The following is a 25,481-nucleotide window of genomic DNA, read 5'->3' as shown; positions in this document are numbered from 1 at the left end:
ACTCCGGCCGCAGATCGGGGATTATGCGCGCTGAACGAGGGCGAACAGATCCTCCACCGTCTGAGCGTCTGCCAGCTCATCGGCATTGATCTCGATACCCGCGCGCATGTCGGCTTCCGCGATGAACGACAGGTTCGCCAGCGAGTCCCAGCCCTGATGCTCCAGGTTCTCCGTCTCAGAAACGGCGTCGACCTCGAGGATCTCGGCGACGAGCTGCAGCAGGCTTTCTTTTTCCATGAGAATGAGACTAGCAAGCCGAAAGCGGCCGCCGAACCAGAGCGGATCGCCCCGCGAATCGCCGCTACCATCGACGCATGAGCCACGCCCTCGTCGACGTCATCGTTCCCGTGCACACGCCGACGCGCCCCATCGCGCGCGCGGTCGCCTCGGTGCTCGACCGCACGGCGGTCGAGGTGCGCGTGCTCGTGATCGCGCACAACACCCCGGTCGCGGGCATTCGCGAGGCGCTCGGGGGCGCGGCAGACGACCCTCGCGTCGAACTGCACGAACTCGGTGACGGCGTCGCCTCGCCGTCGGGGCCCCGCAATCACGGTCTCGGTCTGGTGTCGGCTCCGTGGTTCAGCCTGCTCGATTCCGATGACTGGCTCGCACCCGGCGCTCTCGATTCGTGGCTGCGTCTCGCGTCGTCGAGCAGCTCCGACGCGGTACTCGCACGCATCGAGCGCCAGGGCTCAGACACGCCCGACCCGCTGCCGCCGACACGCCCCGGCCGCACCCAACGACTTGATGCAGTGCGGGATCGCTTGCCCTATCGGTCCGAACCCGTAGGGCTGCTCTCCCGCAACCGCTTCGGCGATCTGCGATACACCCCGTCGCTGCGCTCTGGCGAAGACCTCGAGGTATCGGCGCGCATCGCCTACAGCGGGGCATCGCTCGCCTACGATCGCACCGGCCCGGCGTATGTCTTCGGAGCCGACGCCGAAGACCGCGTCACTGCGGAACGGCGCCCGCTCGCCGACGACTTCGCGTTTCTCGAGGCCATTGTCGCGAGCGATTGGTTCCGCGCGCTCTCGCGGCGCCAGCGACTGGTATTCGGGGCGAAGGTGTTTCGCCTGCACCTCTTCGATGCGGTGCTCGCGCGCCTCGACACCGATGGCGGGCTCGCGGCGCACCGCGACGAGTTCGCCGCGCTGGTGACGCGCATCCGACGTATCGCGCCGGGCGCGATCTCGGTGCTCTCGCGCCGCGACCGTGCGGCCATCGATGCCGTGCTCGATCCCTCCGTCGAGGCCTCGACGGTGCGGCACTTGCTGGATCTGCGCTGGGCCGGCGGCCTCGACTCCCAGTTGACCCGCAATCCACTGCTCTCGCTGCACCGTCAGGGCCCGCGGCGCACGCTGCGCGATATGACGGTCTAGCATCGAAGCATGACCGAGCCGCTCGTCGACCTCACCATCGCCGTCCATTCAGCCTCGCGGCCGATCGCCCGGGCTGCGGCCTCGGTACTCGATCACACGCGGGCGGCCGTGCGTGTGAACGTGGTCGCGCACAACATCGATCCCGAGACCATCCGGGCGAACCTAGGCGCGCACGCCGACGATCCTCGACTCCGTCTGCTCGAGCTGCGCGACGGCATCAAGTCGCCCGCTGGGCCGATGAACCACGGCTTCGCGAGTTCAACCGCGCCCTACATCTCGGTGATGGGGTCTGATGACGAACTCGCACCGGGCGCCATCGATTCGTGGCTCGCGATCGCGCAGCGCACGGGCGCCGAAGCGGTGCTCGCCAAGATCCAACTCGACACCGGTCGCACCGATCCGTACCCGCCCGTGCGACTCGGCCGGCGCACCGAGCACCTGCACCCCCGCAAAGATCGCCTCGCCTACCGCAGCGCTCCCCTGGGTCTGATCAGTCGCGCACGGTTCGGCGAGCTGCGTCTCACCGACGGCCTGCCATCGGGTGAGGATCTCACGTACTCGCTCACCGTCTGGTACACCGCCCAGGCCCTCGCGTACGATCTGCACGGCCCGGCCTACGTGATCAATGCCGATGCCGGCGATCGTGTCACCTTCGCACCGCGGCCAGTCGCCCAGGATTTCGCGTTCCTCGACGAACTCGAGTCGCTCCCCTGGTTCGTGAATGCCGCAGCCGCAGATCGGCTCGCGATCGTCGTGAAGCTCGTGCGCATCCACGTGTTCGACGCGATTCTCGCCCGAGCACGCACGATCGAAGATGTGCGGGCCAACCGCGCGCCGCTGCTGTCGCTCATCGATCGACTTCTGGGGCTCGCTCCGGGCGCGTCTGACTACCTGTCATTGGCGGATCGCGCGGTCTTCGACGGCCTCCGCGACCCGGGCGCCACGCCTGAATCGATCGCCGCGCTGCTCGAGGTGCGTCACCGATACCTGTCGGTGCCGACTCTGCTCACGCGCAACCCCCTCCGCGCGCTCCACGCACAGGCGCCGTTCCGCACGCTCTTCGCGGGCTACCGCATCATGCGGGGCTGAGCCCGCTCACGACCGCCTCGGCATCGCCCGCGCCCGCGCCCGCGCCGGGCGAGCGTAGCCCTTCTAGCGAGTGGGCAGCGTCAGTATCTCAGCGCCGTTCTCCGTAATCGCAACGGTGTGCTCGGTGTGCGCGGTGCGACTTCCGGTCGCGCTGCGCAGCGTCCACCCGTCGGCGTCGAACACGAGTTTGTCGGTGTCGGCCATCACCCACGGCTCGATGGCGAGCAGCAGGCCGGGTCGCAGGCGGTACCCGCGACCGGCGCGACCACTGTTCGCGATATGCGGATCCTGGTGCATGGTCGACCCGATGCCGTGACCGCCGAACTCCATGTTCACGGAGTACCCGGCACCCTTCAGCACCTTGCCGATCGCGTTCGAGATGTCGCCGATGCGGGCGTCGGCCTTCGCAGCTGCGATGCCCGCGCGCAGGGCTTCCTCGGTCGCGGCGATCAGGGCCTCGTCAGCAGGGTCGCGTCGCTCGCCGACGATGAAGCTGATCGCCGCATCGGCCGCGATCCCGTCCACGGTCACCGCGAGATCGAAGGTCAGCAGGTCGCCGTCGGCAAGTGCGTAGTCGTGCGGCATGCCGTGCAGCACTGCGTCGTTCACCGCGGTGCACACGTAGTGCCCGAACGGGCCGTTGCCGAACGACGGTGCGTAGTCGAGGTAGCACGAGACTCCGCCGCCCTCACGAATGAGCTCACCGGTGAGCCGGTCGAGCTCGAGCAGGTTTACCCCGACGGAGGCGCGCTCGCGCAGCGCCTGGAGGATGTTGCCGACGAGCGCCCCCGCGCGTCGGGCTCGGCTCAATTGGTCGTCGTTCAGGATCTCAATCATCGGGGTCCATCGTACTCGCCGCCACGCGGCCCACGATCCTGTGATTCGTCCGATGTCGCTAGAGATGCAGCCGTCGCCAGCGATACGGTGAGGGAGTGAATGAATCCGCTCCCCGCCGTCGCGGCGGCCCCGCTCGTGTTCTGACCGTCGACCACACCGAGCGCATCAGCCCGCACCTGGTGCGCGTGCACCTCGGTGGCGACAACTTCGCGGCGTTTCTGGGTGAGGCCGACCCCGAGCGGCTGGCGCAGACCGACAAGTACGTGAAGCTGCTCTTCGCGAAGCCCGAGCTCGGCCTTGAGCCGCCCTACGACCTCGAAGAGCTGCGCGAACGACTCCCGCTCGAGGATCTGCCGGTGCGCCGCACCTACACGATCCGTTCGATCGACGCCGCGACCGACACCCTCGCGATCGACTTCGTCGTGCACGGTGACGAAGGCATCGCCGGCCCATGGGCCGCCTCCGCGCAGCCAGGCGATTTGGTCACCTTCTCAGGCCCGGGCGGGCAATTCGCGCCGTCAATCGACGCCCAGGTGCCGCGCCTCTATCTCGGTGACGAATCCGCTATCCCCGCGATCGCCGCGGCGTTGGAAGAGACCCCGGCGAGCGCCCAGGGACTCGTACTGATCGAGGTCGGAAACACTGACGATGAGATCGAACTCCGCCACCCGTACGGGGTGGAGGTGCGTTGGCTGCACCGCGAGCAGCCTGACGGAACGCACGCGACGCACGGCACTGTGCTCGTCGCGGCCGCACAGGCGTTGCCGGTACCCGAGGTGCTCCCCGAGGTCTTCGCGCACGGCGAGCGCGGGGCAATGAAAGAGCTCCGCGTGCTGCTGCACAACAGTTGGGGTATCGATCGCCGCGCGCTCTCGCTCTCCGCCTACTGGGCGCTGGGCCGCGCGGAAGATGGATTCCAAGCGGAGAAGCGCGAAGCGGTCGGCCAGATCTTCGAGGCTGCCGAGTAGAACACTCGAAGCGTCGAGAGCCGCCCCGAGCTTCACGGGACGGCTCTCGACGCGCACAGCTCAGACGCCGGCGCCTGCGGGTGGTTCTGCGTCGCGCAGCAGCGAGCCGAGCCCCGCGAGCGCGACCTGCTCGCCGAACGGCGGATGGGCTCTCGCAACCTCGGCGAACGTGCCCTGCGCGACAATGATGCCCTCGTCGAGATAGCAGATGCGGTCGTAATCCTTGATCGTTGACAGGCGGTGCGCGACCGAGATCAGCGTCACTTCACCCTGCAGGCTGCGAATCGACTTCGTCACCTCGTCTTCGGTCTTCGTGTCGAGCGAGCTGGTCGCTTCGTCGAGCACGAGCACGAGCGGATCGGTGTACAGCGCGCGGGCGATGCCGAGGCGCTGCTGCTGGCCGCCCGAGAGCGACATACCGCGCTCGCCGATGCGCTCGTCGATACCGCCGGCGCGGTCGGCGATGAGCGACCCGAGCTGCGCGCGCTCCAGCGCGTGGATCACCCGGTCGCGATCGATCTCTTCGCCCCAGGTGAGCGCCACGTTCTGCGCGATGGTGCCATCGAACAGCGCCACGCGCTGCGGCACGTACCCGACCCGGCCGCGCCACTGCCGCAGCACGGACTGCATGGGGTCGCCGTCGATCTCGATCGCACCCTGCGAGGGTTGGCTGAGCCCGAGCAGCAGGTCGATGAGCGTCGATTTGCCGGCACCCGACGGGCCGACGATGCCGACGGAACTGCCGAGCGGCACATCGAGCGACATGCCGCGGATCACATCGGCGTCTGCCGAGGGGTAGCGGAACTGCACGTCGTCGAGGCGCAGCAGGCGCGGGTTCTCGGCGAGCTCGGCGGTGTCGGCCGGAGTCTGCGAGGTCTGCACGTCGCGTTCCGAAGCGATCAGGTCGCCGACCACGTCTCGGGCACCCGGCAGGCTCGCGGTCGCCTGGACGATGCCGCCCTGCAACGCGGTGAGCGCCGGAATCAGTCGGAAGCCCGTCGTGGCGAAGAGCGCGACCGACGAGAGCGCACCCTGCACGCCGCCCTGGAAGAAGTACGCGCTGACGCCGATGAGCGCGATGCCGCCGAGCAGCGCCATCTCGAACGCGAAGCCCGGCAGCACGCCGAGGAACGAGCCGTTTGCACGGGCGCGAGTGCCGTGACGTCGGTTGTCGGTCACGAGGTCGGCGACCTCGTTCAGTCGGTTACGCAGGCTGAGCTCTTTGAGCGCGTCGATCATCTCGGTCATGAGGTTCGCGACGCGGTAGCTGTAGTCGCGGTTCACCTGGCCGGCCTCGAGTGAGCGGTTCGTGACGACGAAGTGCACGAGCAGCATTACGAGCGAGAGGTAGACGAACGCGATGACGGAGGTCGCCGGGTCAGAGACCACGAGCACGCCGAGCACCAGGATGAAGGTGAAGAAGGCGCTCGGCACCCGCATCAGCGGCAGCACGAAGCCGGCCATCGCGTTCGCGATGCCGGCGTCGGCGATACGCGTGATCTCGGCGACCGTGCGCTTCGAACGCTCCTCCCAGCTCGCGCCGATGTAGGCGCGGAACAGGCGGTCGCCCACTTCGAGCTCGTACTTCGCGAAGCGGCGGGTGGCGAACCACTGCAGAATGACGTTGAGCAGCGATTTCAGCATCATGAGCGCGAGCGCGATGAGCACCAGCAGAGGCGCCGACTCGACGCCGATCCTGCCGAGCACGGGCACGGTGATCGCGTTGCCGGCGAGCATCGGGCCGATGGTCACCGCCAGGATCGCCATGCCGATGGCATCGAGCGCCGTGATGAGGCTTGTCGCGACGATGTAGCCGACGAAGTAGCGCTGCGCGCCATCCGGCAGCAGCGGCAGCAGCTGACGGAGAGTAGTCCAGATGTGTTTCATGATGCTGTCGGGCGACCCGCGAACGCGGGCGTACCCGGCTTAGGCTCCGGCTCGCAGTACCGCGGTGACGCCGGCGATGATGCGTTCGAGGTCGCCCTCGGTCAGCGAGGGGTGCACGGGCAGCGAGAGCACCTCGGTGGCGGCGCGCTCGGTCTCGGGCAAGTCGAGCCCCGGGGCGAAGTGCGCGAGCGAGGGCAGGCGGTGGTTCGGAATCGGGTAGTAGACGCCCGATCCCACCTGGTGCTCCTCTTTCAGCGCGTCGCGCAGACGGTCGCGTTCGTCGGCATCGACCCGGATCGTGTACTGGTGGTAGACGTGCACTGCATCGTCGGCGACGATCGGCGTGGTGACGCCGTCGAGGCCCGCAAGACCGGCGTTGAGCGCCGCGGCGTTGGCCTGACGCTGCGCCGTCCAGGCGTCGACCTTGGTCAACTGCACGCGGCCGATCGCGGCGTGCACATCGGTCATGCGCGCGTTGAAGCCGATGACCTCGTTCGCATACTGGGTCTCCATGCCCTGGTTGCGCAGCAGGCGAACGCCGCGGGCGAGCTCCTCGGTGGCGCACGTGACCATGCCACCCTCACCCGAGGTCATGTTCTTCGTCGGGTACAGACTGAACATGGCGAAGTCGCCGATGGTGCCGACCGGGCGCCCCTTCCAGGAGGCGCCGTGGGCTTGCGCGGCGTCTTCGTAGATAGCGAGGCCGTGCTCCTGCGCGATCGCTTCGATCTGATCGACCAGGAACGGGTGACCGTAGAGATGCACCGGCATGATGCCCTTGGTGCGCGGCGAGATCGCGGCTCGCACCGACTCCGGATCGAGCGTGAACGAGTCGGGCTCGATATCGGCGAAGACCGGGGTGGCCCCGGTCAGCGCGACAGAGTTGCCGGTCGCGGCGAAGGTGAATGACGGCACGATGACTTCATCACCCGCACCGACGCCTGCAGCAAGCAGGCCGAGGTGCTGACCGCTCGTGCCAGAATTCACGGCCACTGTGGGACGGCCCTCGGCGAAGTGTGCACCGAATTCCTGCTCGAACGTCGCAACTTCGGGCCCCTGCGCGATCATTCCGGAACGCAGCACCCGATCAACCGCCTCGCGCTCCTCGTCGCCGATGAGAGGCTTGGCAGCAGGAATAAAATCAGACATAGAAGAATCACCTTTCGCGCACGGTTATGCGGATCGTCAGCTGCCAGGATACCGGCACCGCCGCGCTGCGCCCTGTTAGCCTGGTCCGATCGACTCCCAGCACGCACCTCTGCAGACCACCCCGCGACACGATCCCGCCCCGGCAGCGGCCTCGTCGTCGCGGGGAAAACGGCGCGACATCCAGGGTCTCCGCGCACTTGCGGTCGCACTCGTCGTCGCGTTCCATCTCTTTCCAGAACGACTGCCCGGCGGATACATCGGCGTCGACGTCTTCTTCGTGATCAGCGGCTTTCTCATCACGGGGCACCTGCTGCGCGAAGCGGAGCGCACCGGCCGCGTGCGGGTCGTGGAGTTCTGGGCCAGACGAGTGCGGCGGCTGCTGCCCGCGGCGCTCCTAGTGCTCGCGGTCTCAGCGATCCTGACCCTGACCGTGATGCCCTCGATCAGCCGTGCGCAGAACCTGGGCGACATCGGGTTCGCGGCCGGCTACATCGTGAACTGGCACCTCGCGGCCGACGCGGTCGACTACTTGAACGCTGCAAACCCGCCGTCGCTTGCGCAGCACTACTGGTCGCTCTCGGTCGAAGAGCAGTTCTACCTGGTGATGCCGATCCTCATCGCCGTGGCCGCGAGTCTCGCGCTGATCGCGGCGAAGCGCGGCGGCCCGGGCCTGCGCATCATCGTGCTCGCACTCCTGCTCGTCGTATTCATCGCATCGCTCACGTACTCGTTTCTCGAAACCGCACGTTCGCAACAGACGGCCTACTTCTTCACGACAACCCGCGCTTGGGAATTCGTGCTCGGGGGGTTGATCTCAATGGTTCCGGCGTCGCGCTGGGCTCCGGGAATGAAGCTCGCCGGCAGCTGGATCGCGCTCGTCGTCATCGTCGGGTCGGCCGTCGCGTTCGACGCGGCGACCGCCTTTCCCGGATGGATCGCGCTGCTTCCGGTCGGCGCGACGGCCGCGCTGATCTGGCTCGGTGATCGCTCCCCCGGAGACGCGGCGTTCGCCGGGAGCCCGCAGCGCTTCATGCATCTGCGACCCGTGCAGTTCATCGGCGACACGTCGTACGCCATCTACCTCTGGCATTGGCCGTTGATCGTCGCCGTGCCGGCGCTGCTCGGCGACAGCACGGGCGCGATGGCGCACTGGCGCCTCGCCGCCATCGTGCTGCCGATCACCGTCGTGCTCGCGTGGCTCACGCAGCGATTTGTCGAAGAACCGATTCGCCGCGCACCCGGGGTGCTGCGCACGCGCTGGGCGACATTCGGCGGCATGGCAGTCGCGATGCTCGCCATCATCGGGTTCGTGGTCGGGCAGACCGCGGCCATCAATGCTGACGTGGACCACCGGCGCGCGCAGATCCAGGCGCTCATCGAAGGTGAGCCGCTCGGCGGCTCGAGCGCAAGATCATCCAGCTGCGTCGGGGCCTCCGCGTTTCTCGATGACTGCGCGAACCCGCACGAGTACACCGCAGCGATCGACCCGGCATTTGCGGAGCAGGATCGCCCCTGGTTCTGGTTCGGCTCAGGCGTCGGGGCAGAGCACTGCACTGCGACCACCGTCGGCTCCTGGAAGGAGCGCTCATGCGACTTTCCGGCGTCGGATGGCGCATCGAGTGCTCCCGGTGTCGTCATGATCGGCGACTCCCACGCCGAGCACATCTTCGCTCCGATCCAGCGCGTCGCTGCGGCCAATGACTGGTCGTTGCGTCTCGAGAGTCGGGCATCGTGCGGGCTGTTCACCGAACCGAGTGCAGCCGACGACGAGAATGCGGCCCGCTGCGCCGAGTGGGGCGCGGCACTGCGATCCGACATCGCGAATGACCCGACTGTGGACACCGTGCTGGTCAGCCTGCGCACGAACCTCTACGATCTCGGGGACGCGGCTCGGGTCGGGCTGCAGCAACTCGTCGACGCCGGCAAGCAGGTCATCGTGATTCGCGACGTGCCGTCGGTCGGCGCGCGCGACGCGAACGGCGACGCCTTCACCGGCCCGGGCTGCGTGCTCGCGATCCCCGCGGCCGACGACGTCTGTGCGTGGATCGACCCGCAGTTCGCCGACTGGCTCGTCGCCGACGCGAACGACTTGAACGTGCCCGTGGTCGATACGTATACGGTGACCTGCCCCGATGGCACCTGCCACATGATCACTGGCGACCTGATCATGTATACCGACAACAACCACCTCACGGGCATGTATTCGCTCTCGCTGGCCCGCTGGTTCAACGCGCAACTCACCACGCTCATCCCGCCGCCCACCGCGTGAACACGGCGCCGGTCTGTCAGAATGGTCGCATGACGCTCGACCCCGCGCTTTCAGGCGCGACCGCCAACACCGACACGTGGGTCGTCATCCCGCTCTTCAATGAGGCGACGGTGATCGGCGGTGTGGTCTCCGAGCTCATCCCCGTCTTCCCGAACGTCGTCTGCATCGACGACGGCTCGCGCGACGGCTCAGCCGATGTCGCGAGAGCTGCGGGCGCCCGCATCGTCACCCACCCCATCAATCTCGGTCAGGGCGCGGCGCTGCAAACCGGCTTCCGCTATGCCCTTGAACGCGGTGCGCAGTACATCGTGACGTTCGATGCCGACGGCCAGCACCGCGTGGTCGACGCTTCCGCGATGCTGCAGGTGTCGCGCGACGAAGACATGGCGATCGTGTTCGGTTCGCGGTTTCTCGACGACCGCACCAACCCGGGCATTCTCAAGAAGATCGTGCTCAAGACGGCGGTGTGGGTGACGAATGTCACGACCCGCACGCGCCTCACCGACGCCCACAATGGGCTGCGCGTCATTCGCGCCGATGCGGCATCGCGCATCAAGCTGCGGCAGGATCGCATGGCGCACGGCACCGAGATCGTCGTGCAGCTCGGCAAGACCGGATTGCCTTACACCGAGTTTCCCGTCGAGGTCATCTACACCGATTATTCGAAGGCCAAGGGGCAGTCGCTGCTCAACTCCGTGAACATCCTCGTGGACCTCATCATTCGTTAGGCGCCCATGTCTATCTTTCAAGTTCTCCTCATCGCGGTCGTCGTGGTCGCCGCGTCGCTCGCGGTACGGTTTCTGCCGGGCGAACGTTCGCTCGCGCTCAAGCGCATCTTCGCCATCCTCTTCGTGCTGGCCGCCGCCGCCGCGATCCTCTTCCCCGGCGTGCTCACCACCGTCGCAATCTTCTTCGGCATCGGCCGCGGCACCGACCTGCTGCTCTACCTCTTCATCGTCGCCATGCTCATCTTCGCGGCGACCGTCGTGCGCGCAAAGGCGCGCAGCGACGCCCGGGTCACGGAGCTTGCGCGGTCGGTCGCGCTGATGGAGGCGCGGATTCTCGAGGATCAGGCGGCCCGTGACGCCTCTGCTTCGGCATCACCGCGGCCCGGAACGACCGGCACGGACGGGGCACCGCGCGCATGACCGCATGGCTTGCGTTCGCGCTGCCCGTGATCGTCACGATCGCGATCATCGCGGTGCTCGGCCTGCCGTCGGCGTTCGCGCTGAGACTGCGCGGGTTCGCACTCGTGACGGTGGCCGTGCCGGCCGGCTTCGCGGTACTCGCAATCACCAGCATCGTCGCACCGTTCGCGCAACTTCGTTGGGGGCTACTGCCCCCGGTGGTGCTCGCCGTAGCACTCGGCGTGATCCTGTTCCTGCTGCGTCGCTGGTTCGCTATCCCCGCAGATGCACAAGGGACGGGCGGCAACCGTAGCTGGTCAGACCTGTGGGTCGGCCTCGCGGCCGCGGCGGTCGGCGGTCTCGTGCTCGCGATCGCGCTCTTCTCCGCCATAAAGCAGCCTGAGGCTATCTCGCAGACGTTCGATGCGAACTTCCACCTCAACGCGGTGCGATACATCTTGGACGGTGGCTCAGCCTCCCCGTTCTCGATGGATCTGACCTCGCCGGGGTCGCCGGTCTTCTACCCGACGCTCTGGCACGCGTTCGTGGCCTTGGTCGTGCAGCTCAGCGGCGCGAGCATCCCCGTCGCCACCAATGCCGTGCTCTTCACCACCGCATGCGTTGTCTGGCCCATCGGCATCGTCGCGCTCGGTCGCGCGATCGCCGGGCACAGCAGAGCCGTGCTCTGGATATCTGGTGCCGCCGCAGCAGCGTTCCCGAACTTTCCGCTCTTCCTCGCCGGGTACGGGGTGCTCTACCCCAACATCCTCGCGCTGATTCTGCTGCCCTTCGTGCTCGTCGCCGGCCTGCAATTGCTCAATCTCGGGCCCGCCCGCCGCGCGCAACCGATCACCCCCGCAACTCGCTGGCTGCTCTTCGTCGGCGCGCTGGGAGCCGCATCGCTCGCGCACCCGAGCGTGGTGCACGTGCTGCTCGTCTGGGGCGCATTCCCGGTGCTGTTTGCGGCCATTCGCGCGCTTCGCGGTCGGCCGGTGCCGACGGCGGCAGGCATCTCGGTGCTTCCGCGATACGCGCGAGAGGTACGCGGTGTCGGGGCCGTGATCGGTCTCGGCGTCTTCGCAGCGGCGGTCGTCGTCGCCTGGGTCGGGGGCCGCACCACCGACAATGCGTGGCAGGGGTTCTTCGGGCCTCGCAGCGCACTCTTCCAGTTGATCGGCGGCACCCCGCATATTCAAGGACATGCATGGGCTGTCTCTGCCGTCGTGGTACTCGGCGCACTGCTGGCGTGGCGATCGCGCTCGATGCGCTGGGTGATTGGCAGCGCAGCGGCGCTCGCTCTGCTGTACGTCATCGCTGACGGCTTTCCCACATCGGAGTGGCGCACGCTCTTCGTCAGTCCCTGGTATAACGATCCGCGACGTCTCGCGGCGCTGGTGCCGTTCGGCGCGCTCCCGCTCATGGTGCTCGGAGGCCGTGCGATCTGGGCGTGGCTGCGGCCCGGGTTGCGGCGTTCCACCCTCGTTTTCGCATCGCATCCGCGTCGCGCCTTCAGAATCCTCGCCGTGCTCGCGATCGCCGCGCTCGTGGCCATCGGCCAGTCGGGCACGTTCCGCATTCAGCAGATCGTCACCGAGAGCTACGATGCGAAGCAATCACTGCTCGTGAGCGACGACGAACTGCAGTTGCTCGATCGCCTCGATGACGAGGTGCCCGAGGGCGAGGTCATCGCGAACAACCCGCTGAACGGCAGCGCACTCACGTACGCGCTCGCCGACCGGGCTGTCACGTTTCCGCATTCCGGCGGCATCTACGACCCGCGCGACTACGAGTTCGTGAATGCACTCGTACCCGACCCGAAACGCGCGTGCACGCTCTCTCGTGAGCTCGATATCACCTACGTCATCGACTTCGGTCAGAAATTCGTGATCCCCGACCCCGGCCCTCGAGGCATCCCCTTCAAGAACATGCAGCATCTCGATCGTTCTCCCGTGCTCACCGAGGTGGACCGACAGGGTTACGCAGTGCTGTATCGCATTTCGGGCTGTTGACGCCCGCGCAATCAACAGGAGAAGCATGAACGACATCAGTCCACTGGCATTCATCGGCGACGGCGTCACGCTCGGCGCCGACGTGAAGATCGGCCCCGGCGCAGTGCTCCTCGGGCCGTGCACCGTCGAAGATGGAGTGTGGATCGGGCCGGGCGCGCAGATCGGCGCACCACCAGAGATGTCGAGCCTGCCCCAGAACACTGCGTGGAACGGCGACCTGCAGCACGCTGGCGTACGCATCGGCACCGGCGCGGTGATTCGTGAGGGCGCGGTGATTCACCAGGGCACTTATCGAGAGACCACCGTCGGCGCACGGAGCTGGGTGCTCAACCGCGCCTACCTCGCGCACGATGTGCTGCTCGGCGCGGACTCGACGGTGTCGGCCGGGGTCTCCATCGGGGGCCACTGCGTGATCGGCGACCGCGTCAATATCGGCATGAACGCGGTCGTTCATCAGCGCCGCGTCATCGCCCCCGGCGCGATGGTCGGCATGGGCACCCCGGTCACCCGCGATGTGCCCCCGTTCGCCAAGGTGTACGGCACCCCGCCGAGGCTCACCGGCGTCAATGCGATGGGCGTCGAACGTGCCGGGCACGACGCCGCACTCGCCGAGGTGTTGACACGGCACTACAAAGCGGGCGACTTCTTTGTCGGGAGCGAATGGCTGCCCGAAGACCTCGCGACGCTGCGCGGTGCAGTGAATTGGTGGCGCGAGCAGGGGGACCTCGCACCGGTCACCCCGGCCAGCTGAAGCGGCATCTCCACAGACACAGGAAGTAGACTGCACGGTTGTGACTTACCAAGCTGCGCTCACTGACCCGGAGTTCGATACTCCAGGGAAAAGCAAGGGACTCTGGGATGTCTTCGGACATCGATACCTGTTGTCCCTCCTGCTGAAGAAGAGTGTCACGACCCGCTACTACGGTTCGGCGCTCGGATGGATCTGGTCGTACGTGCAGACCGTCGCCCACTTTCTGCTGTATTACATCGTCATCGGCGTTATTTTCGGTCTGCATAAGGATGTCGAGTATTTCCCGGTCTACCTTTTCTGCGGCCTCATCGTGGTCGGACTCTTCAGTGAGGTGCTCCGCAACACCACGAGTGCAATCACCGACAATGCCTCACTCGTCAAGAAGATTTACCTGCCGCGTGAACTCTTTCCCGTTGCGGCAGTCGGCGCAGCTCTGACCCACTTTCTGCCGCAGGTTGCAGTGCTGCTCGCAATATGTCTCGTACTGGGATGGACAGTTACATGGATGCAGATCGTCGCGTTCGTGCTGGCTATCGTGGTAGTGCTCGTCTTCGCTCTCGGTTTGGGGCTCCTCTTCGGCGCCATCAATGTCGCGTACCGCGACGCACACAATGTGGTGTCGCTCATTCTCATGTTTGCAACGTGGGCATCCCCGGTGCTCTATTCAGCGCTCATGATCAAAGAAATCGCGCCCGACTGGGTTTATCAGGTGTACATGCTGAACCCGGTCACTGCGGCTGTAGAGCTCGTGCACAACGTTTTCTGGCTCCCCATCGCGCCTGGCTCCGAACGTCCCACGGGGCTCATGCTGAATGCTTTGATTGCGCTCTTCATCGCGATCGCGACGCTTTGCATCGGCCAAATAACCTTTAGAAAGCTGGAGGGCACCTTTGCGCAGTACCTCTGAATCGGCGAGCCCCAAGCCTTCAATCGTGATCCACGACGTCACGAAAACGTTCAAGTTGCGTCATGCTACCTCCGCGAAAGAGGTCGTTGTGGCAGCATTTCAGGGGAAGAAACTCAGTTCTCGTTTCACGGCGGTGCGTGGCGTCTCCTTCGACGTACCCCAGGGCCAGTCGGTCGCCATCATGGGAAAGAACGGCTCAGGTAAGTCAACGACGCTCAAGATGGTTTCGGGCGTTCTGCGCCCGGATTCCGGCTGGATCCGCACCCGCGGACGCGTTGCGGGTCTGCTCGAAGTCGGAGCAGGCTTCAATCCGAACCTCACCGGCAGAGATAATGTCTTTCTGAATGCGGCCATTCTCGGCATGAGTCGAGCTGAAACTGAAGCAAAGTTTGACGAGATTCTTGAATTCTCGGAGATCGGGGAGTTCATAGATACCGAGGTGAAGTTTTACTCCTCGGGAATGTATGCTCGCTTGGGTTTCTCGGTAGCGGTGCACACTCAGGTGGATGTGCTTCTCGTCGATGAGATCCTTTCTGTCGGCGATGCTGCTTTTCGGGAGAAGTGCAACAGGAAGATGTTGGAGCTTCGCGAATCGGGAACCACCCTATTTGTCGTAAGCCACAGCGTCGGACACGTGCAGAGACTCTGCGATCGCGGGATCGTACTGAGCCAGGGCGAAATCGTCTTCGACGGTGCCATCGACGAAGCTGTCGAGTTCCTGCATCCAAGTTCGACCGATTCCGGCCTTCCTTTTCCCGTCTCTGGGCCCATTCGGGAGAACTACGAGCGCCGCTCGGCGAAGTACGGTCGCCCCCTGGGCCCTGAGACACGAGTCGATACCCCAGGCGGCGGCGGCGTCTTCCAAGAGTTCGAGAAGGGGTACATCACCTCGCTCGACAATGCGCAGGCTTCGGGAGCCACGTTCGGCCTCACGGGCGGGCCGTTTCTAGCCGCATATCGACGCGCTGGTGGACCCCAGGGACCCTGGGGTCTCATTGCAAGCACTATTCATGGTGGAACCGCAACTTTCGACGAAAAACGACTGGAATTCGAGAACGGTGTCGCGACGTACTCATTCGACAACGGTTTCGAGTTTGAGCGCACGACGGCAGTGGGGCGATGACGATGGTCGTTCGAGTTGTAAACTGATTTGATGCGTGTTCAGCATGTCGAGGAGGTCGGCGATGGTATGCGGATCACCCTCGATTCGCAACCACCCCGCCTGCTGGCAAAATCTTCGACGACGGGGGGCATCTTTTCACTGCCCTTCACGTTGAAGGATGGCGGCTGGTACTCTTCCTACGAGCAGCTGCGTGACTCCCTTCCGAGCGTGTCAGACACGTTCTCGGTGGTGTCCGACGATGGTGAACAGCTCACGACCGAGGTGGCACTACTCGAGCAATTGCCCAGGTGGCGAAGGACGTTTCGATCGGAAGACACCGAGTCCGCCATCCAGCCGCACGTCACTCTGACTGAGGATCGGATCCTCATATCGATGGCCAACGCGGCGCTGTTCGACCACGAACTGCGCGGATTCAAGTATTCACACTCGCTCTCCCGCGTCGATATGACTCGAACCGGAATATCTCTCAACTGCCGCCTCGTTCTCAGCGAGGAGGGTTCTTTCGCGATTTCTGGGGTGACGCTTCGCCTACATTCGTCGCACCACTCATCTGTGGTTCGCGCTGAGCGAGTTGTCACCGTTGCTACAGAGAATGGCCTACAACTCAGCTTCCACTTTCCACGCGCGCACCTTTCCGAAATGGTTCCCCTGCGTTATTCCATCTGCGCGACGCTGCAGAATCAAGACTCCGACAACTCCATCGAATTGCGGCTCGATCACCTCGATGAGAGCCTGTACAACCGGCTGCACCAGCAGGTTGTGTCGCCGACGATACGCATCGGCGCTCAGCGCGTCGTCGCACTCGCAGCCACACCAACGACGACATTCTTGGACTTCGTAGTGCGCCCTCGCTCAGCCTACGATCTCCACCCTCGCATTCAAAAGATGTTCGCGCGGATCGCCAGAGCAGAAAACCTCATCCGCCGCGTCCTGCATCGCCAGCTCCCCCCGACGGCCCTCATTTTCGAGAAGAATGCTGATACTGCCCAGGACAACGGACACGCGCTGTTCACAGCGCTCAATGCGCGGAAGCTCTCACCAAGGTTCGACTGGTACTTCGTCATTTCTCATGACAGTGCCCAGCGCGCTCGTGTCGCGCAAAGTTCGCGAACCATTCGGAAGTTCAGCCTCAAACAGTGGCGACTCCTCTATTCGCCTCGCACATTCCTCGTGTCGTCCGACGTCCGTTATCACTTGTCGCATTTACACGCCCAGCCTGGGCTGCTCGACAAACTCCTCTTCCTGAAAAAGAACTACTTTCTCCAGCATGGAGTCGCCGGCCTGAAGCAGGTCGGATTGTTCCGACCTGGCAGCTCGGTATTCCCCGACGTTCTAGTCACATCAACCGAATGGGAGACCAGCGCTCTGACATCTGCCGGCGTGCCCCCCGAGATCATCGATATGACGGGCTTGCCGCGTTGGGACCTGATCCCGCTGGGAGGCTCGCAGTCACCGCTGCGCACACACAGCATTCTCTTCATGCCGACTTGGCGAGAGTGGCTTGAAGATCAGAATGCTTCCGAACTGGAAAACTCCGGTTACGTCCATGCTATCCGCGAGTTTCTCGATTCGACCGAGACCCACGCCTTGCTGGAAGAGCAGGATGCCCACATCATCTTCGTCGCTCATCCGAAACTTCTCGAGCTGGGTCGTGTGCTGGTGCCACGACATCCACGTATCCGAGTGGTGGATCAGAGTGATGTGCCATTCTCTCAGCTGATCAAGGACTCCGACGGGGTGATTACCGATTACTCCAGCATCGTCTGGGACTTCATCCGTTTAGCAAAGCCTGCAATTCTCTACCAGTTCGACGAAAGCGAGTTTCGTCGAAAGACGGGGACATACGAGAGTGCGGTAATGGACGACTTGATCTCCCGCATACCTCGTTGTTCGACTGCAGAAGAACTTCGCCGAGTGCTCAAGGCGACACTTACTCGAAAAACTGATTTCCGGGAGTTGGAACTCGCGCGCGATGCGTTTTCTGTCAGAGACCGCAACAATTCGGCACGGGTGGTCGACCGTATTCACGCCCGACTCGGAAATCTGACAGATCCTCGGCATTTTCCGCGGTACCAGGACGCCGACGCCGCGTGGCGACATCGACAACATCTTCGCATGACATCTCCGGACCTTCACCGCTCAGCAGGCAGAAAGTAGTTTTAGGCGTCACATGAACACGACGAATCACCCGATCTCAGCGCCGCGACGGAGCCGACTTCTCAGCATCTTGAGCCGGCGTCCCCTCACGCGCTTCTTCGCTACAGCTGAACGGCGACTCATCAATCGACAGGCTCGGCAATTCAAAGCATTGCTCGCTCGCGAAAGTGAGATTCGGCTTCATTATCTGGACGAACGAACCTATGCGGCTGCGAAAGTCGTCGGAATGTCCTCGCGCGATGCTCAGCGGCGGAATCTGCGCACCGCCAGCGCAGCTCTCCAGGACGCCGGTATTCCGTATTTTGCCGTACCGGATCAGTCGCGTCGCCATGCCATGTTGGCAGTCGAGGACGAGAATTGGGGACGAGTTCTCACCGCACTCCGGCGGGTATCTGGCGCAGCACCGCTGTATGTCGGCGTTCTGGTAGAAGACGCATCGGGCCGCACCTTCCGCCTCCCTGTAGAGGTGTCCACACCGGAGGCTCTCACTGCGGTGACGCAACAGGCATCGATAGAAGTGCTGAGGTTCTACTCGGAGCACGATAAAGTGCAGCCCTACGGACTCGCGCACTCATGTCGGATTGAACGGTGGTCGAAGTCGGAAGATGGGACGATCGCGAGCCCATTCCGGAACGATCGATCAGCTTCAATCGATATATCGCATCAGCAAGAGACGGTTGTCTCGGTGAATGGTCTATCTCTCCCCTCCTACGAGGTGTTCGACACACGAAACATATTCGAGCCTTCGGGAGAAATTGACGTGGTGTTCATGTGGGTGAACGGTGCGGATCTCAATTGGCTCGAGAGGCGAGCCGAAGTCATTGCGAAGCTCACCGGAACGGTTCCGGAGAACAGCTTCGATGCTTCGCGGTTCCGTGACAATGGTGAACTTCGATACGCGATGCGTTCACTGCTCCAGAACTGTGACTGGGTGCGCAACATCATTCTTGTCACAGATTCGCAGGTACCCGACTGGCTCGACACCTCCCACCCTCGAATTCGAATGGTCAATCACCAGGAGCTTTTCGGCGAGTCGGGCGCACTCCCCACGTATAACTCGCACGCAATCGCAGGGCGTATTCACCACATTCAGGGATTGTCTGATCGTTACCTCATTATGAACGATGACGTTTTCATCGGGCATTCGGTGAGCCAGGAGCGCTTCTTCGCGAGCAACGGAATGTCCAAGTTCTTCCTCTCTAAAAGCTCAATGCCGACCAAGACCAGCTATGAGCTTGCGCATGAAGCTGCTCGAAAGAACGTCTCAGATCTCGTGTTGCGCGAACACGGGGTGCAGCCGACGCGAGCGTTCTGGCATACCCCTGTTCCGCAAATGCGCGGTTATCTCTTTGAACTCGAAGAGCGCTATCCCGAGGTATTCGAACAGACCTGGGGAAATCAGCTGCGCTCGCAGGATGACTATGAAATCAATGGTTGGCTGCACCATTACATGGGATACCAGGAGCGAAGGGCGCTTCCCGCGAGCATTCGCTACGACTACTTCGATCTCAGCGCGGAGAATATTCAGGCGAGGCTCGAAGCCCTTCTCGGCCATCGGGGTCGCGCAGTGTTTTGCATCAACGATAGCCCGGACGCTTCCGCCGAGAATCTTGATTTCTTGGCTCTATGGCTGGAGAGATACTTCCCCATTCCCGCACCGTGGGAGAACGATCGCTAAATCACGACGTGTTGACCCCATGAAAGCGAGATACAACGCCTTGTAATGCTGCGAACCCCTTTGGAAGGACCATACACCGTGAGTCGCCAGTGCGTCGCTACTCTGTCGGACTGATGAAACACTCAAATGCGGCGCTCGTTTCACGGACATACGCTTGCGTATCGAACTCCTGCGCGCGAAGACTGTCGCTCGCGATTGCTTGCCAGCCCCTCGAAACTCCTTCTGCACCAGCGTCCACAAGCATGCCAAGCTTCCCGTCCTTGAGCACTGATCGTGTGCCGGGGATGTCTGCCGCGACGATGGGAGTGTGCAGCACAAGGCTTTCGAGGACCACCATGGGCTGCCCCTCATACTTCGATGTCAGCATCAAGGCGTTCGCTCTTTTGATGGCGGGGAAGGGATTGTCCCGGTGCCCGGCAAAGAATACCGACATCTCAAGGCGGAGGTCGGCCACCAAGGATTCGAGAACTGGCCGATCCGGCCCGTCTCCGACGATCACGTACTTGAGTCGTTCTCCATTCGGGTCGGAGAGTGCCAGTCCTAGGAGCGCGTCCTGAAGATTCTTCTCCGTCGATAGTCGCCCGACGCTGATGACGTGTTGATGATGAGAAGCAAACCACTCGCGCAGGTCGGGATCGATCTCGCGTGACGATGCCTGAGCGATCCCGACGGCATCAATGAAGTTCGGCACGAGGTTCCACCGAGAACTATCGACACCGAATCTGTTGCTCAGTTCGGAACGGTTCTTTGCCAAGACGTCCGGGCTCACAGATCCCAGGCCGTTGAACCTGGGAAGAAGAGCTCCGATGCTTCGCAGATTCGGGAAGCGCGTCGTCATCTCAGCAACGAAATCACTGTGAATGAGCGCAGTGGATCGCACGGACGCAGAAAAGCCCAGCACCGCAAGCGCGGAATTATAGAGCGAGTAGGAATCGAAATCGAGCACGGTGTCGAACGTTGCGCGACCAAAGTGTCGCCTGCGTTCTCGCCGCATCATCGGCTGCACACCTTCGACGAGCTCCGCAGTGCATTCTTCCCGTGCGTTCTCGAACCGGGTCCACAGCAATCGTTCTTGGCGCGTCGCAACCGGGGAACCAACAAATAGGGAAAATTGCGTCCGCTGGCGCAAATCTGTTCTCGCTTCAATTGCTTCAGGATGTTCTACAGCACCCAATCCGATTCCTAACTGCACTGCAGAGCCAGCCGGTCGCCACACATTGATCAGATTTCTCATGGATCGGGTGATTCCGTTGGGCTTCATCCCTCCCGCGAGGAGGAGCAATCGATGCTCGTTTTGCGATGAGGCGCCTGACGATGTGTGCAACATCGCATCCACGGCTCTTGCCGATGCCCGACCATCTTCCATGCCCCACAGTGCAGCTGTCTCTGTTCCCGTCCAGTCGGTGACGACTGGCGAATCGATCAAATCCGAGACACTGCGTGTCAGCTCATCGAGAGAGCTACATGTAACCCCCGGCACCTCATCCAACTCGAAATAGAGCCCGCGCTCTCGCGCGTACTCCTCAGCGTCGTAGACGTACTTCACAATCGGCTTGTTCAGAACTGCGTAATCGAATATCACGCTCGAGTAGTCGGATACGAGTACATCCGAGACAGCCAAAACGGCGTTCGTATCGATGTCCGCGGGAACCCTGAAAACGTTGTCTCCAGGAGGGACACCATCCTCCCCCGAGCCTACGAGATGATGCACTCGAACCAGAATGTTCGCCCGCAGACCACTGAGTGCGCGGACTGTCTTCGCGATCTGCTCAGCTTGCGTCCGCACGTCTCCTGATACACCGCGCCAGGTCGGAGCGAAGAAGACGACTGGCAGCGTCTGATCTAATCGCAATCGATGGAGCACGCTATCGCGCGTGACGTGATCTGTGATCAGCATTGAATCTACTCGCGGCGACCCGATGACCTCGGGTTCTACCGCGCCGAGACCAATGATGTCTTGGGTTCTGTACAGTGCATGGGCCGTGTGTTGGTTGGGGACAAGTACATGAGTGGCCTGCAGCAGGTTGCGGGCGATATTTCCGTATGAGAAGGGCGCCCCGGCGAACTCTTTTCCCAAATGCTTCCATGGAGTTCCATGCCAGGTATTCACGTAGCGCTGGTCCTCACGCGCGATGAAAAAGTCTGGAAACGTCACGTTGCTGACAAGGTATTGAGCGGTGGCAAGATGCCGAATGTAGCCATACGAACCCGCGCGTACGAATCTCACACGCGAATCGGATTTGAGTATCTCCGGGATCGCCTTTGGGTCATGCACCGACCAGACATGCGTGAACTCACCTGAAGTGTCTCGGCGCAACAGCTCGAGACACATCGCCAGTGGGTTACAGGAAACCGAGGCTCCATGAAAGCTCTCGTAGAGGACGACACCATCCTGCACAGGAAGCGTCTCGATGAGCTCCGCGTAGTACTCTCTCTCATCCAGAACTTGCACCGTTGGCGCCAACTCGTCGAGACTCGGCAGCCGCTGCGGTAGCGTGAGCGTCACAGCGGCGCGTGCTTCTGCTGAAAAGCTGGTTCCACGGAGGGCAAGAACGAGTCCGTGCGCGGCAGCTCGGATGTTCTGCGGGGAGGACGCCATGGAGAGGAGCATGCGGAAAGCCTCCGCCATACTCTCGAAATTCTCCTCGGATTGTGCAGCTGTGGCGGCACTCGCCTGGGTAACGAAGCGAGGATCGATCTCCTTGCCGTGTTCGAATTGAGGCGTCTCGAATCCTGAACTGCTTTGAACGACGGTCGCGGCCGCACCGGTCTCCCCTGCATGCAGCAGTGATCGGACGAGCCGCGCAGCGACTCCTGCGTCTCGCTTCGTAAGTGTGCGGTATAACTCGGCCGCTTCTTTCCACCGACCGGCCAGTTCCAGTGACAGTGCGGCAATTTCGTCGAGGTCTCTCGAGGCACGTTGCTGGGGAATCTCCGAGACGGCATCGTCATATCTGCCGTTTTCGAGAAATGCACGTAGTCGTACCGCGACAAGATCTTCTGAAGGATCGCTCGACAATTCTGTCAGCGCCGCACTGGGGTAACCCATTTTCACATGCAGCGCTGCCCTCCGTGCGTCACTGGCGAGGTTCTGCAGCCCAGCACCTGACTCTACTTGGGCCGAATACGACGCGGCTTCCACCTCGAGGCCCAAGCGCTCGCAAGCAACCATCAATAGGTACAGCGTCTCGACGTGGCGCGGGGAAGGGCCGCTGAGAATCGCGTGCTCGCGAGCCTGTACGAAATTTCCCAGGGAGAATTCTCTAGCGGTGAGAAAGCGATGCCATCCGCGTTTCAAGGACGTAGATCGAGCCAATTCCAGTGCTTTCTGGGCGGCCTGACGTGACAGCGCAATGTTTCCGCGCCACAGCTGATTCCTTGCTTCCTCTTCGTGCGCAGGCAAGAAGTCAGGTGCGATATCTTTTGCGCGTGCGAGCGCACGATCCCCTTTGACGAGATCGCCCGCCTCGTACCAAACCTTCGCGCAGCCGAGTGCCGCTTCGGGCGAGCACGTCTCGCCGTTTCGCCATACGCGCTCGACAAGGTCGAGAATCTCCTCGCCGCGTCCCAAACTCGAAAAGTGCACCATCGTGGGGTGCAATGCTGCTGGCTGCTTTTCTGCGAGCATCTTCATGCCCGAGAACGCTCTTTCAGAGCGTATCCCGAAAGCCTCATGGCGGCGAAGCACCAAGAACGGTACGCGCCACCACTCAGCCGGGTTCACCATGACACTAATCCCTTTGTTCAGGGATTCAATCGAAAATCTTCTCACAACTCATGTCTCTCGTCGCGTCGAACGGCACGCATCGACACACAGGCATGCCTGCATGCTGAAAGCCGCCCGTCGAAGCCGTTTAGCGTCTGATCTCCGAACGCAACACCGTAGGCACAGCTCGACGAAATGTCACGATCACCAAGAAGTCAACGGCTGCCGGCGATCGAGGTAGTTTCGTCTTCAGGTTTGACGTTCGATGGTACCTCTCCACTCTGATCGGGGTTCCCACCGTCCAACTCATCACCCGAGGCACCGGGCTCAACCGACTCGTCGGCGGGCGTTTCCGTCGATGAACTCTGCGTGTCATCCGTGGGGTTGGGGCTGTCCTGCGATTGATCCTCGGAATCGTCTTTGTCCGTATTACGTGGAGAGTTTCCGTTCTGAGCTTGCAGCTGCCGCCGGTTGTCCAACTGCACCACGACCTTTCCATCAGGCGAGATACGGATCCTTCCGTGTTCGAACATCTGCTCCTCCTCCCCGCTGGAAAGAAGGGTCTTCGGACTCGTTGGGAAACCCAACTCGCCCTTATGCGAACCCGCCGCCTTATACGCCTGCAACATCGACCCCGACACCACAAACGCCGAACCACCGGGCGCACGATACAACGACCCGCCCTGGAACGCCTGACCCTGCCCCCCACTGGCATACGTCGCAACACCAGACAACGGGAAACCCAACTCGCCCTTATGCGAACCCGCCGCCTTATACGCCTGCAACATCGACCCCGACACCACAAACGCCGAACCACCGGGCGCACGATACAACGACCCGCCCTGGAACGCCTGACCCTGCCCCCCACTGGCATACGTCGCAACACCAGACAACGGGAAACCCAACTCGCCCTTATGCGAACCCGCCGCCTTATACGCCTGCAACATCGACCCCGACACCACAAACGCCGAACCACCGGGCGCACGATACAACGACCCGCCCTGGAACGCCTGACCCTGCCCCCCACTGGCATACGTCGCAACACCAGACAACGGGAAACCCAACTCGCCCTTATGCGAACCCGCCGCCTTATACGCCTGCAACATCGACCCCGACACCACAAACACTGCGCTCGAATTAGCGCCGTACATCGACCCATTCTGGAACGCCTGTCCGACCCCCCCTGAGGCATAGACGGCAGAATTGGCGACGGGGTAGCCGAGTGCGCCCTTGACCGAGCCTTGAGCAATGAACAGGCGCCTGAATGCTCCGCTCACGATCGAAGCGGGGCTGTTCGGGGAATAGTAGATCGACCCTGATTCGAATGCTTGTCCCAGACCGCCTCCCGCATACCTGGACGTCACCCCGACTGGGTAGCCGAGTGGACCGTTACGCGAACCGAAGTTCCAATAGGCATCTCGAATTGGGCTGTCGAGAACCGCAGAAGCGCCCGCAGACGTGGACCAATACATGGTCCCTCGCGCGAAAGTTTGACCGAGGGAGGTGGAGCTGTAGATGACTGGGGTTCCGGTCGCTGCACCCATGTCTACTGCGCTTCCCACCAGAGAGCCGTGCAATTGCTGCAGCTGCTTGTGGATCTCTATTCCGGAGGGTGCGCCAAACCAGGATTTGTAGAAGTTGTAGAAGTTACGATTGCCATAGCTTGAGCAGCTGTCACCGGTGCCCCATCCGGCGTTCAGCGCCGCCTGATTCGGCCGGTAGGGCGTGTAGATGTAGAGCGCAGCAGTGGCGTTATTCTCGATGTACACCTGCGAGGTACCGCATCCGGCGTTGGGATGCCATTGGATCGTGTTCGCGCGGTACGCGCGGTAATTGTAATTTCCCGGGCTCGCTCGGTAGACGTTGAGCTGCCACGCTGCTCGATATACCTGCGCTGGGAACCCACCGGCTCCACTGTTGCAGTTGGCACTGTTGCCCGGACCGGAGTCGGGGCAGTCATAGCCCATGGCGAAGTCGAATTGACGGATGGTCGGCCAGGTATCCGAGATCAGGCTCTGCTCTTTCTCAAGCATTACCAGAAGCACTCGCGGGCTGATGTCACAGGCCTTCGCAACCTTGACGATGACCGCCGCAGAAGATTCGTTCGCACCGCCTGGATACGACTTGCAGTAGGCATTGGCCGGTCGCGATGTCGTCGACCAGATCGCCCCGTTGAGGCAAGACCACGCAAGTGTCGTACTTCCCCACGTCGATCCGGGCGCGCGACCCGAGTCACCGATGGTGCACCGCCCGATCTTCTGATTCAAGAAGCTCTGCACCTGGGAGGTCGACATCGAACCGCCGTTGTAGAAGTTCTCGTCGGAAATGATGTTGCCTGGCTGAAAGCCTTCGACTGGAGCTGCTTCGGCGACGTGCGGGCTGAGAACGCTGGCCCCGATCGCGACGAATGCGACGATCACGAAGGCGAACAGTCGTCGAAACTTC

18 protein-coding genes are annotated in these 25,481 nt (G+C 62.9%); 12 read left to right on the top strand and 6 right to left on the bottom strand.

Annotation, left to right across the window (positions count from 1 at the left end; all coding sequences use genetic code 11):
• Window positions 1-21: 21 nt before the first annotated feature.
• Window positions 22-237, bottom strand: a complete 216-nt coding sequence (locus ACZF5Y_RS03670) for an acyl carrier protein (RefSeq protein WP_497534475.1) — start codon at window positions 235-237, stop codon at window positions 22-24.
• A gap of 77 nt (window positions 238-314) precedes the next feature.
• Between ACZF5Y_RS03670 and ACZF5Y_RS03665 the strand changes: the two genes are divergently transcribed.
• Complete coding sequence (locus ACZF5Y_RS03665; protein ID WP_497534474.1) at window positions 315-1,379, top strand: glycosyltransferase family 2 protein; 1,065 nt, start codon at window positions 315-317, stop codon at window positions 1,377-1,379.
• Between the two features lie 9 nt (window positions 1,380-1,388).
• Window positions 1,389-2,468, top strand: coding sequence for a glycosyltransferase (locus tag ACZF5Y_RS03660; protein WP_497534473.1), 1,080 nt, complete (start codon window positions 1,389-1,391; stop codon window positions 2,466-2,468).
• Window positions 2,469-2,531: 63 nt separating this feature from the next.
• Here the strand turns inward: ACZF5Y_RS03660 and map are convergent, their stop codons facing one another.
• Entirely contained in the window at window positions 2,532-3,305 is a 774-nt protein-coding gene (map, locus tag ACZF5Y_RS03655; RefSeq protein ID WP_497534472.1) for a type I methionyl aminopeptidase, read from the bottom strand.
• 95 nt (window positions 3,306-3,400) lie between these two features.
• On the opposite strand from map, the gene ACZF5Y_RS03650 reads away from it, so the two are divergent.
• Window positions 3,401-4,273, top strand: coding sequence for a siderophore-interacting protein (locus ACZF5Y_RS03650; protein ID WP_497534471.1), 873 nt, complete (start codon window positions 3,401-3,403; stop codon window positions 4,271-4,273).
• 60 nt (window positions 4,274-4,333) lie between these two features.
• Here ACZF5Y_RS03650 and ACZF5Y_RS03645 read toward each other — a convergent pair whose 3' ends face one another.
• Window positions 4,334-6,160: an ABC transporter ATP-binding protein gene (locus ACZF5Y_RS03645; protein WP_497534470.1), complete on the bottom strand. Its 1,827-nt coding sequence runs from the start codon at window positions 6,158-6,160 to the stop codon at window positions 4,334-4,336.
• A 39-nt stretch (window positions 6,161-6,199) separates the two neighbouring features.
• Window positions 6,200-7,309 carry a DegT/DnrJ/EryC1/StrS family aminotransferase gene (locus ACZF5Y_RS03640; RefSeq protein WP_497534469.1) on the bottom strand — a complete coding sequence of 370 codons (1,110 nt, stop codon included), beginning with the start codon at window positions 7,307-7,309 and terminating at the stop codon, window positions 6,200-6,202.
• Between the two features lie 88 nt (window positions 7,310-7,397).
• Between ACZF5Y_RS03640 and ACZF5Y_RS03635 the strand changes: the two genes are divergently transcribed.
• From ACZF5Y_RS03635 to ACZF5Y_RS03595, 9 genes are read left to right on the top strand one after another with little or no spacing between them, the layout of a single operon-like run.
• Entirely contained in the window at window positions 7,398-9,578 is a 2,181-nt protein-coding gene (locus ACZF5Y_RS03635) for an acyltransferase family protein (RefSeq protein ID WP_497535291.1), read from the top strand.
• Window positions 9,579-9,607: 29 nt separating this feature from the next.
• The gene (locus ACZF5Y_RS03630) at window positions 9,608-10,306 is read left to right on the top strand and encodes a glycosyltransferase family 2 protein (RefSeq protein WP_497534468.1); all 699 of its coding nucleotides are present in this window, start codon (window positions 9,608-9,610) and stop codon (window positions 10,304-10,306) included.
• A gap of 6 nt (window positions 10,307-10,312) precedes the next feature.
• Window positions 10,313-10,726 carry a DUF2304 domain-containing protein gene (locus ACZF5Y_RS03625; protein ID WP_497534467.1) on the top strand — a complete coding sequence of 138 codons (414 nt, stop codon included), beginning with the start codon at window positions 10,313-10,315 and terminating at the stop codon, window positions 10,724-10,726.
• Window positions 10,723-12,714 (top strand): DUF6541 family protein, encoded by a 1,992-nt coding sequence (locus ACZF5Y_RS03620; RefSeq protein ID WP_497534466.1) that lies wholly within the window; start codon window positions 10,723-10,725, stop codon window positions 12,712-12,714. Before ACZF5Y_RS03625 ends, ACZF5Y_RS03620 begins: the two co-directional genes overlap by 4 nt.
• A 25-nt stretch (window positions 12,715-12,739) precedes the next feature.
• Entirely contained in the window at window positions 12,740-13,465 is a 726-nt protein-coding gene (locus tag ACZF5Y_RS03615; protein WP_497534465.1) for an acyl-ACP--UDP-N- acetylglucosamine O-acyltransferase, read from the top strand.
• 40 nt (window positions 13,466-13,505) lie between these two features.
• Window positions 13,506-14,372 (top strand): ABC transporter permease, encoded by an 867-nt coding sequence (locus ACZF5Y_RS03610; RefSeq protein WP_497534464.1) that lies wholly within the window; start codon window positions 13,506-13,508, stop codon window positions 14,370-14,372.
• A 25-nt stretch (window positions 14,373-14,397) separates the two neighbouring features.
• Window positions 14,398-15,495 (top strand): ATP-binding cassette domain-containing protein, encoded by a 1,098-nt coding sequence (locus ACZF5Y_RS03605; protein ID WP_497534463.1) that lies wholly within the window; start codon window positions 14,398-14,400, stop codon window positions 15,493-15,495.
• A 30-nt stretch (window positions 15,496-15,525) separates the two neighbouring features.
• Window positions 15,526-17,652: a CDP-glycerol glycerophosphotransferase family protein gene (locus ACZF5Y_RS03600; RefSeq protein WP_497534462.1), complete on the top strand. Its 2,127-nt coding sequence runs from the start codon at window positions 15,526-15,528 to the stop codon at window positions 17,650-17,652.
• A 13-nt stretch (window positions 17,653-17,665) separates the two neighbouring features.
• On the top strand, window positions 17,666-19,330 hold the full coding sequence (locus ACZF5Y_RS03595) for a stealth family protein (RefSeq protein WP_497534461.1): 1,665 nt from the start codon (window positions 17,666-17,668) through the stop codon (window positions 19,328-19,330).
• Between the two features lie 97 nt (window positions 19,331-19,427).
• On the opposite strand, the gene ACZF5Y_RS03590 is transcribed toward ACZF5Y_RS03595, so the two are convergent.
• Together ACZF5Y_RS03590 and ACZF5Y_RS03585 are read right to left on the bottom strand one after the other, a co-directional pair.
• Complete coding sequence (locus tag ACZF5Y_RS03590) at window positions 19,428-23,057, bottom strand: CDP-glycerol glycerophosphotransferase family protein (RefSeq protein ID WP_497534460.1); 3,630 nt, start codon at window positions 23,055-23,057, stop codon at window positions 19,428-19,430.
• 194 nt (window positions 23,058-23,251) lie between these two features.
• Entirely contained in the window at window positions 23,252-25,456 is a 2,205-nt protein-coding gene (locus ACZF5Y_RS03585) for an LGFP repeat-containing protein (protein WP_497534459.1), read from the bottom strand.
• Between the last annotated feature and the right edge of the window lie 25 nt (window positions 25,457-25,481).

The sequence above is a fragment of the Leucobacter sp. WKLB1 genome (assembly GCF_059696215.1).
This window is presented reverse-complemented; position numbering and strand designations above follow the sequence as displayed.

Bases quoted from the DNA above. Each gene is read 5' to 3' on its own strand.
- ACZF5Y_RS03670 (WP_497534475.1), bottom strand. From the start codon at position 237: ATGGAAAAAGAAAGCCTGCTGCAGCTCGTCGCCGAGATCCTCGAGGTC.
- ACZF5Y_RS03665 (WP_497534474.1), top strand. From the start codon at position 315: ATGAGCCACGCCCTCGTCGACGTCATCGTTCCCGTGCACACGCCGACG.
- ACZF5Y_RS03660 (WP_497534473.1), top strand. From the start codon at position 1,389: ATGACCGAGCCGCTCGTCGACCTCACCATCGCCGTCCATTCAGCCTCG.
- map (WP_497534472.1), bottom strand. From the start codon at position 3,305: ATGATTGAGATCCTGAACGACGACCAATTGAGCCGAGCCCGACGCGCG.
- ACZF5Y_RS03645 (WP_497534470.1), bottom strand. From the start codon at position 6,160: ATGAAACACATCTGGACTACTCTCCGTCAGCTGCTGCCGCTGCTGCCG.
- ACZF5Y_RS03640 (WP_497534469.1), bottom strand. From the start codon at position 7,309: ATGTCTGATTTTATTCCTGCTGCCAAGCCTCTCATCGGCGACGAGGAG.
- ACZF5Y_RS03630 (WP_497534468.1), top strand. From the start codon at position 9,608: ATGACGCTCGACCCCGCGCTTTCAGGCGCGACCGCCAACACCGACACG.
- ACZF5Y_RS03625 (WP_497534467.1), top strand. From the start codon at position 10,313: ATGTCTATCTTTCAAGTTCTCCTCATCGCGGTCGTCGTGGTCGCCGCG.
- ACZF5Y_RS03620 (WP_497534466.1), top strand. From the start codon at position 10,723: ATGACCGCATGGCTTGCGTTCGCGCTGCCCGTGATCGTCACGATCGCG.
- ACZF5Y_RS03615 (WP_497534465.1), top strand. From the start codon at position 12,740: ATGAACGACATCAGTCCACTGGCATTCATCGGCGACGGCGTCACGCTC.
- ACZF5Y_RS03600 (WP_497534462.1), top strand. From the start codon at position 15,526: ATGCGTGTTCAGCATGTCGAGGAGGTCGGCGATGGTATGCGGATCACC.
- ACZF5Y_RS03595 (WP_497534461.1), top strand. From the start codon at position 17,666: ATGAACACGACGAATCACCCGATCTCAGCGCCGCGACGGAGCCGACTT.
- ACZF5Y_RS03590 (WP_497534460.1), bottom strand. From the start codon at position 23,057: ATGGTGAACCCGGCTGAGTGGTGGCGCGTACCGTTCTTGGTGCTTCGC.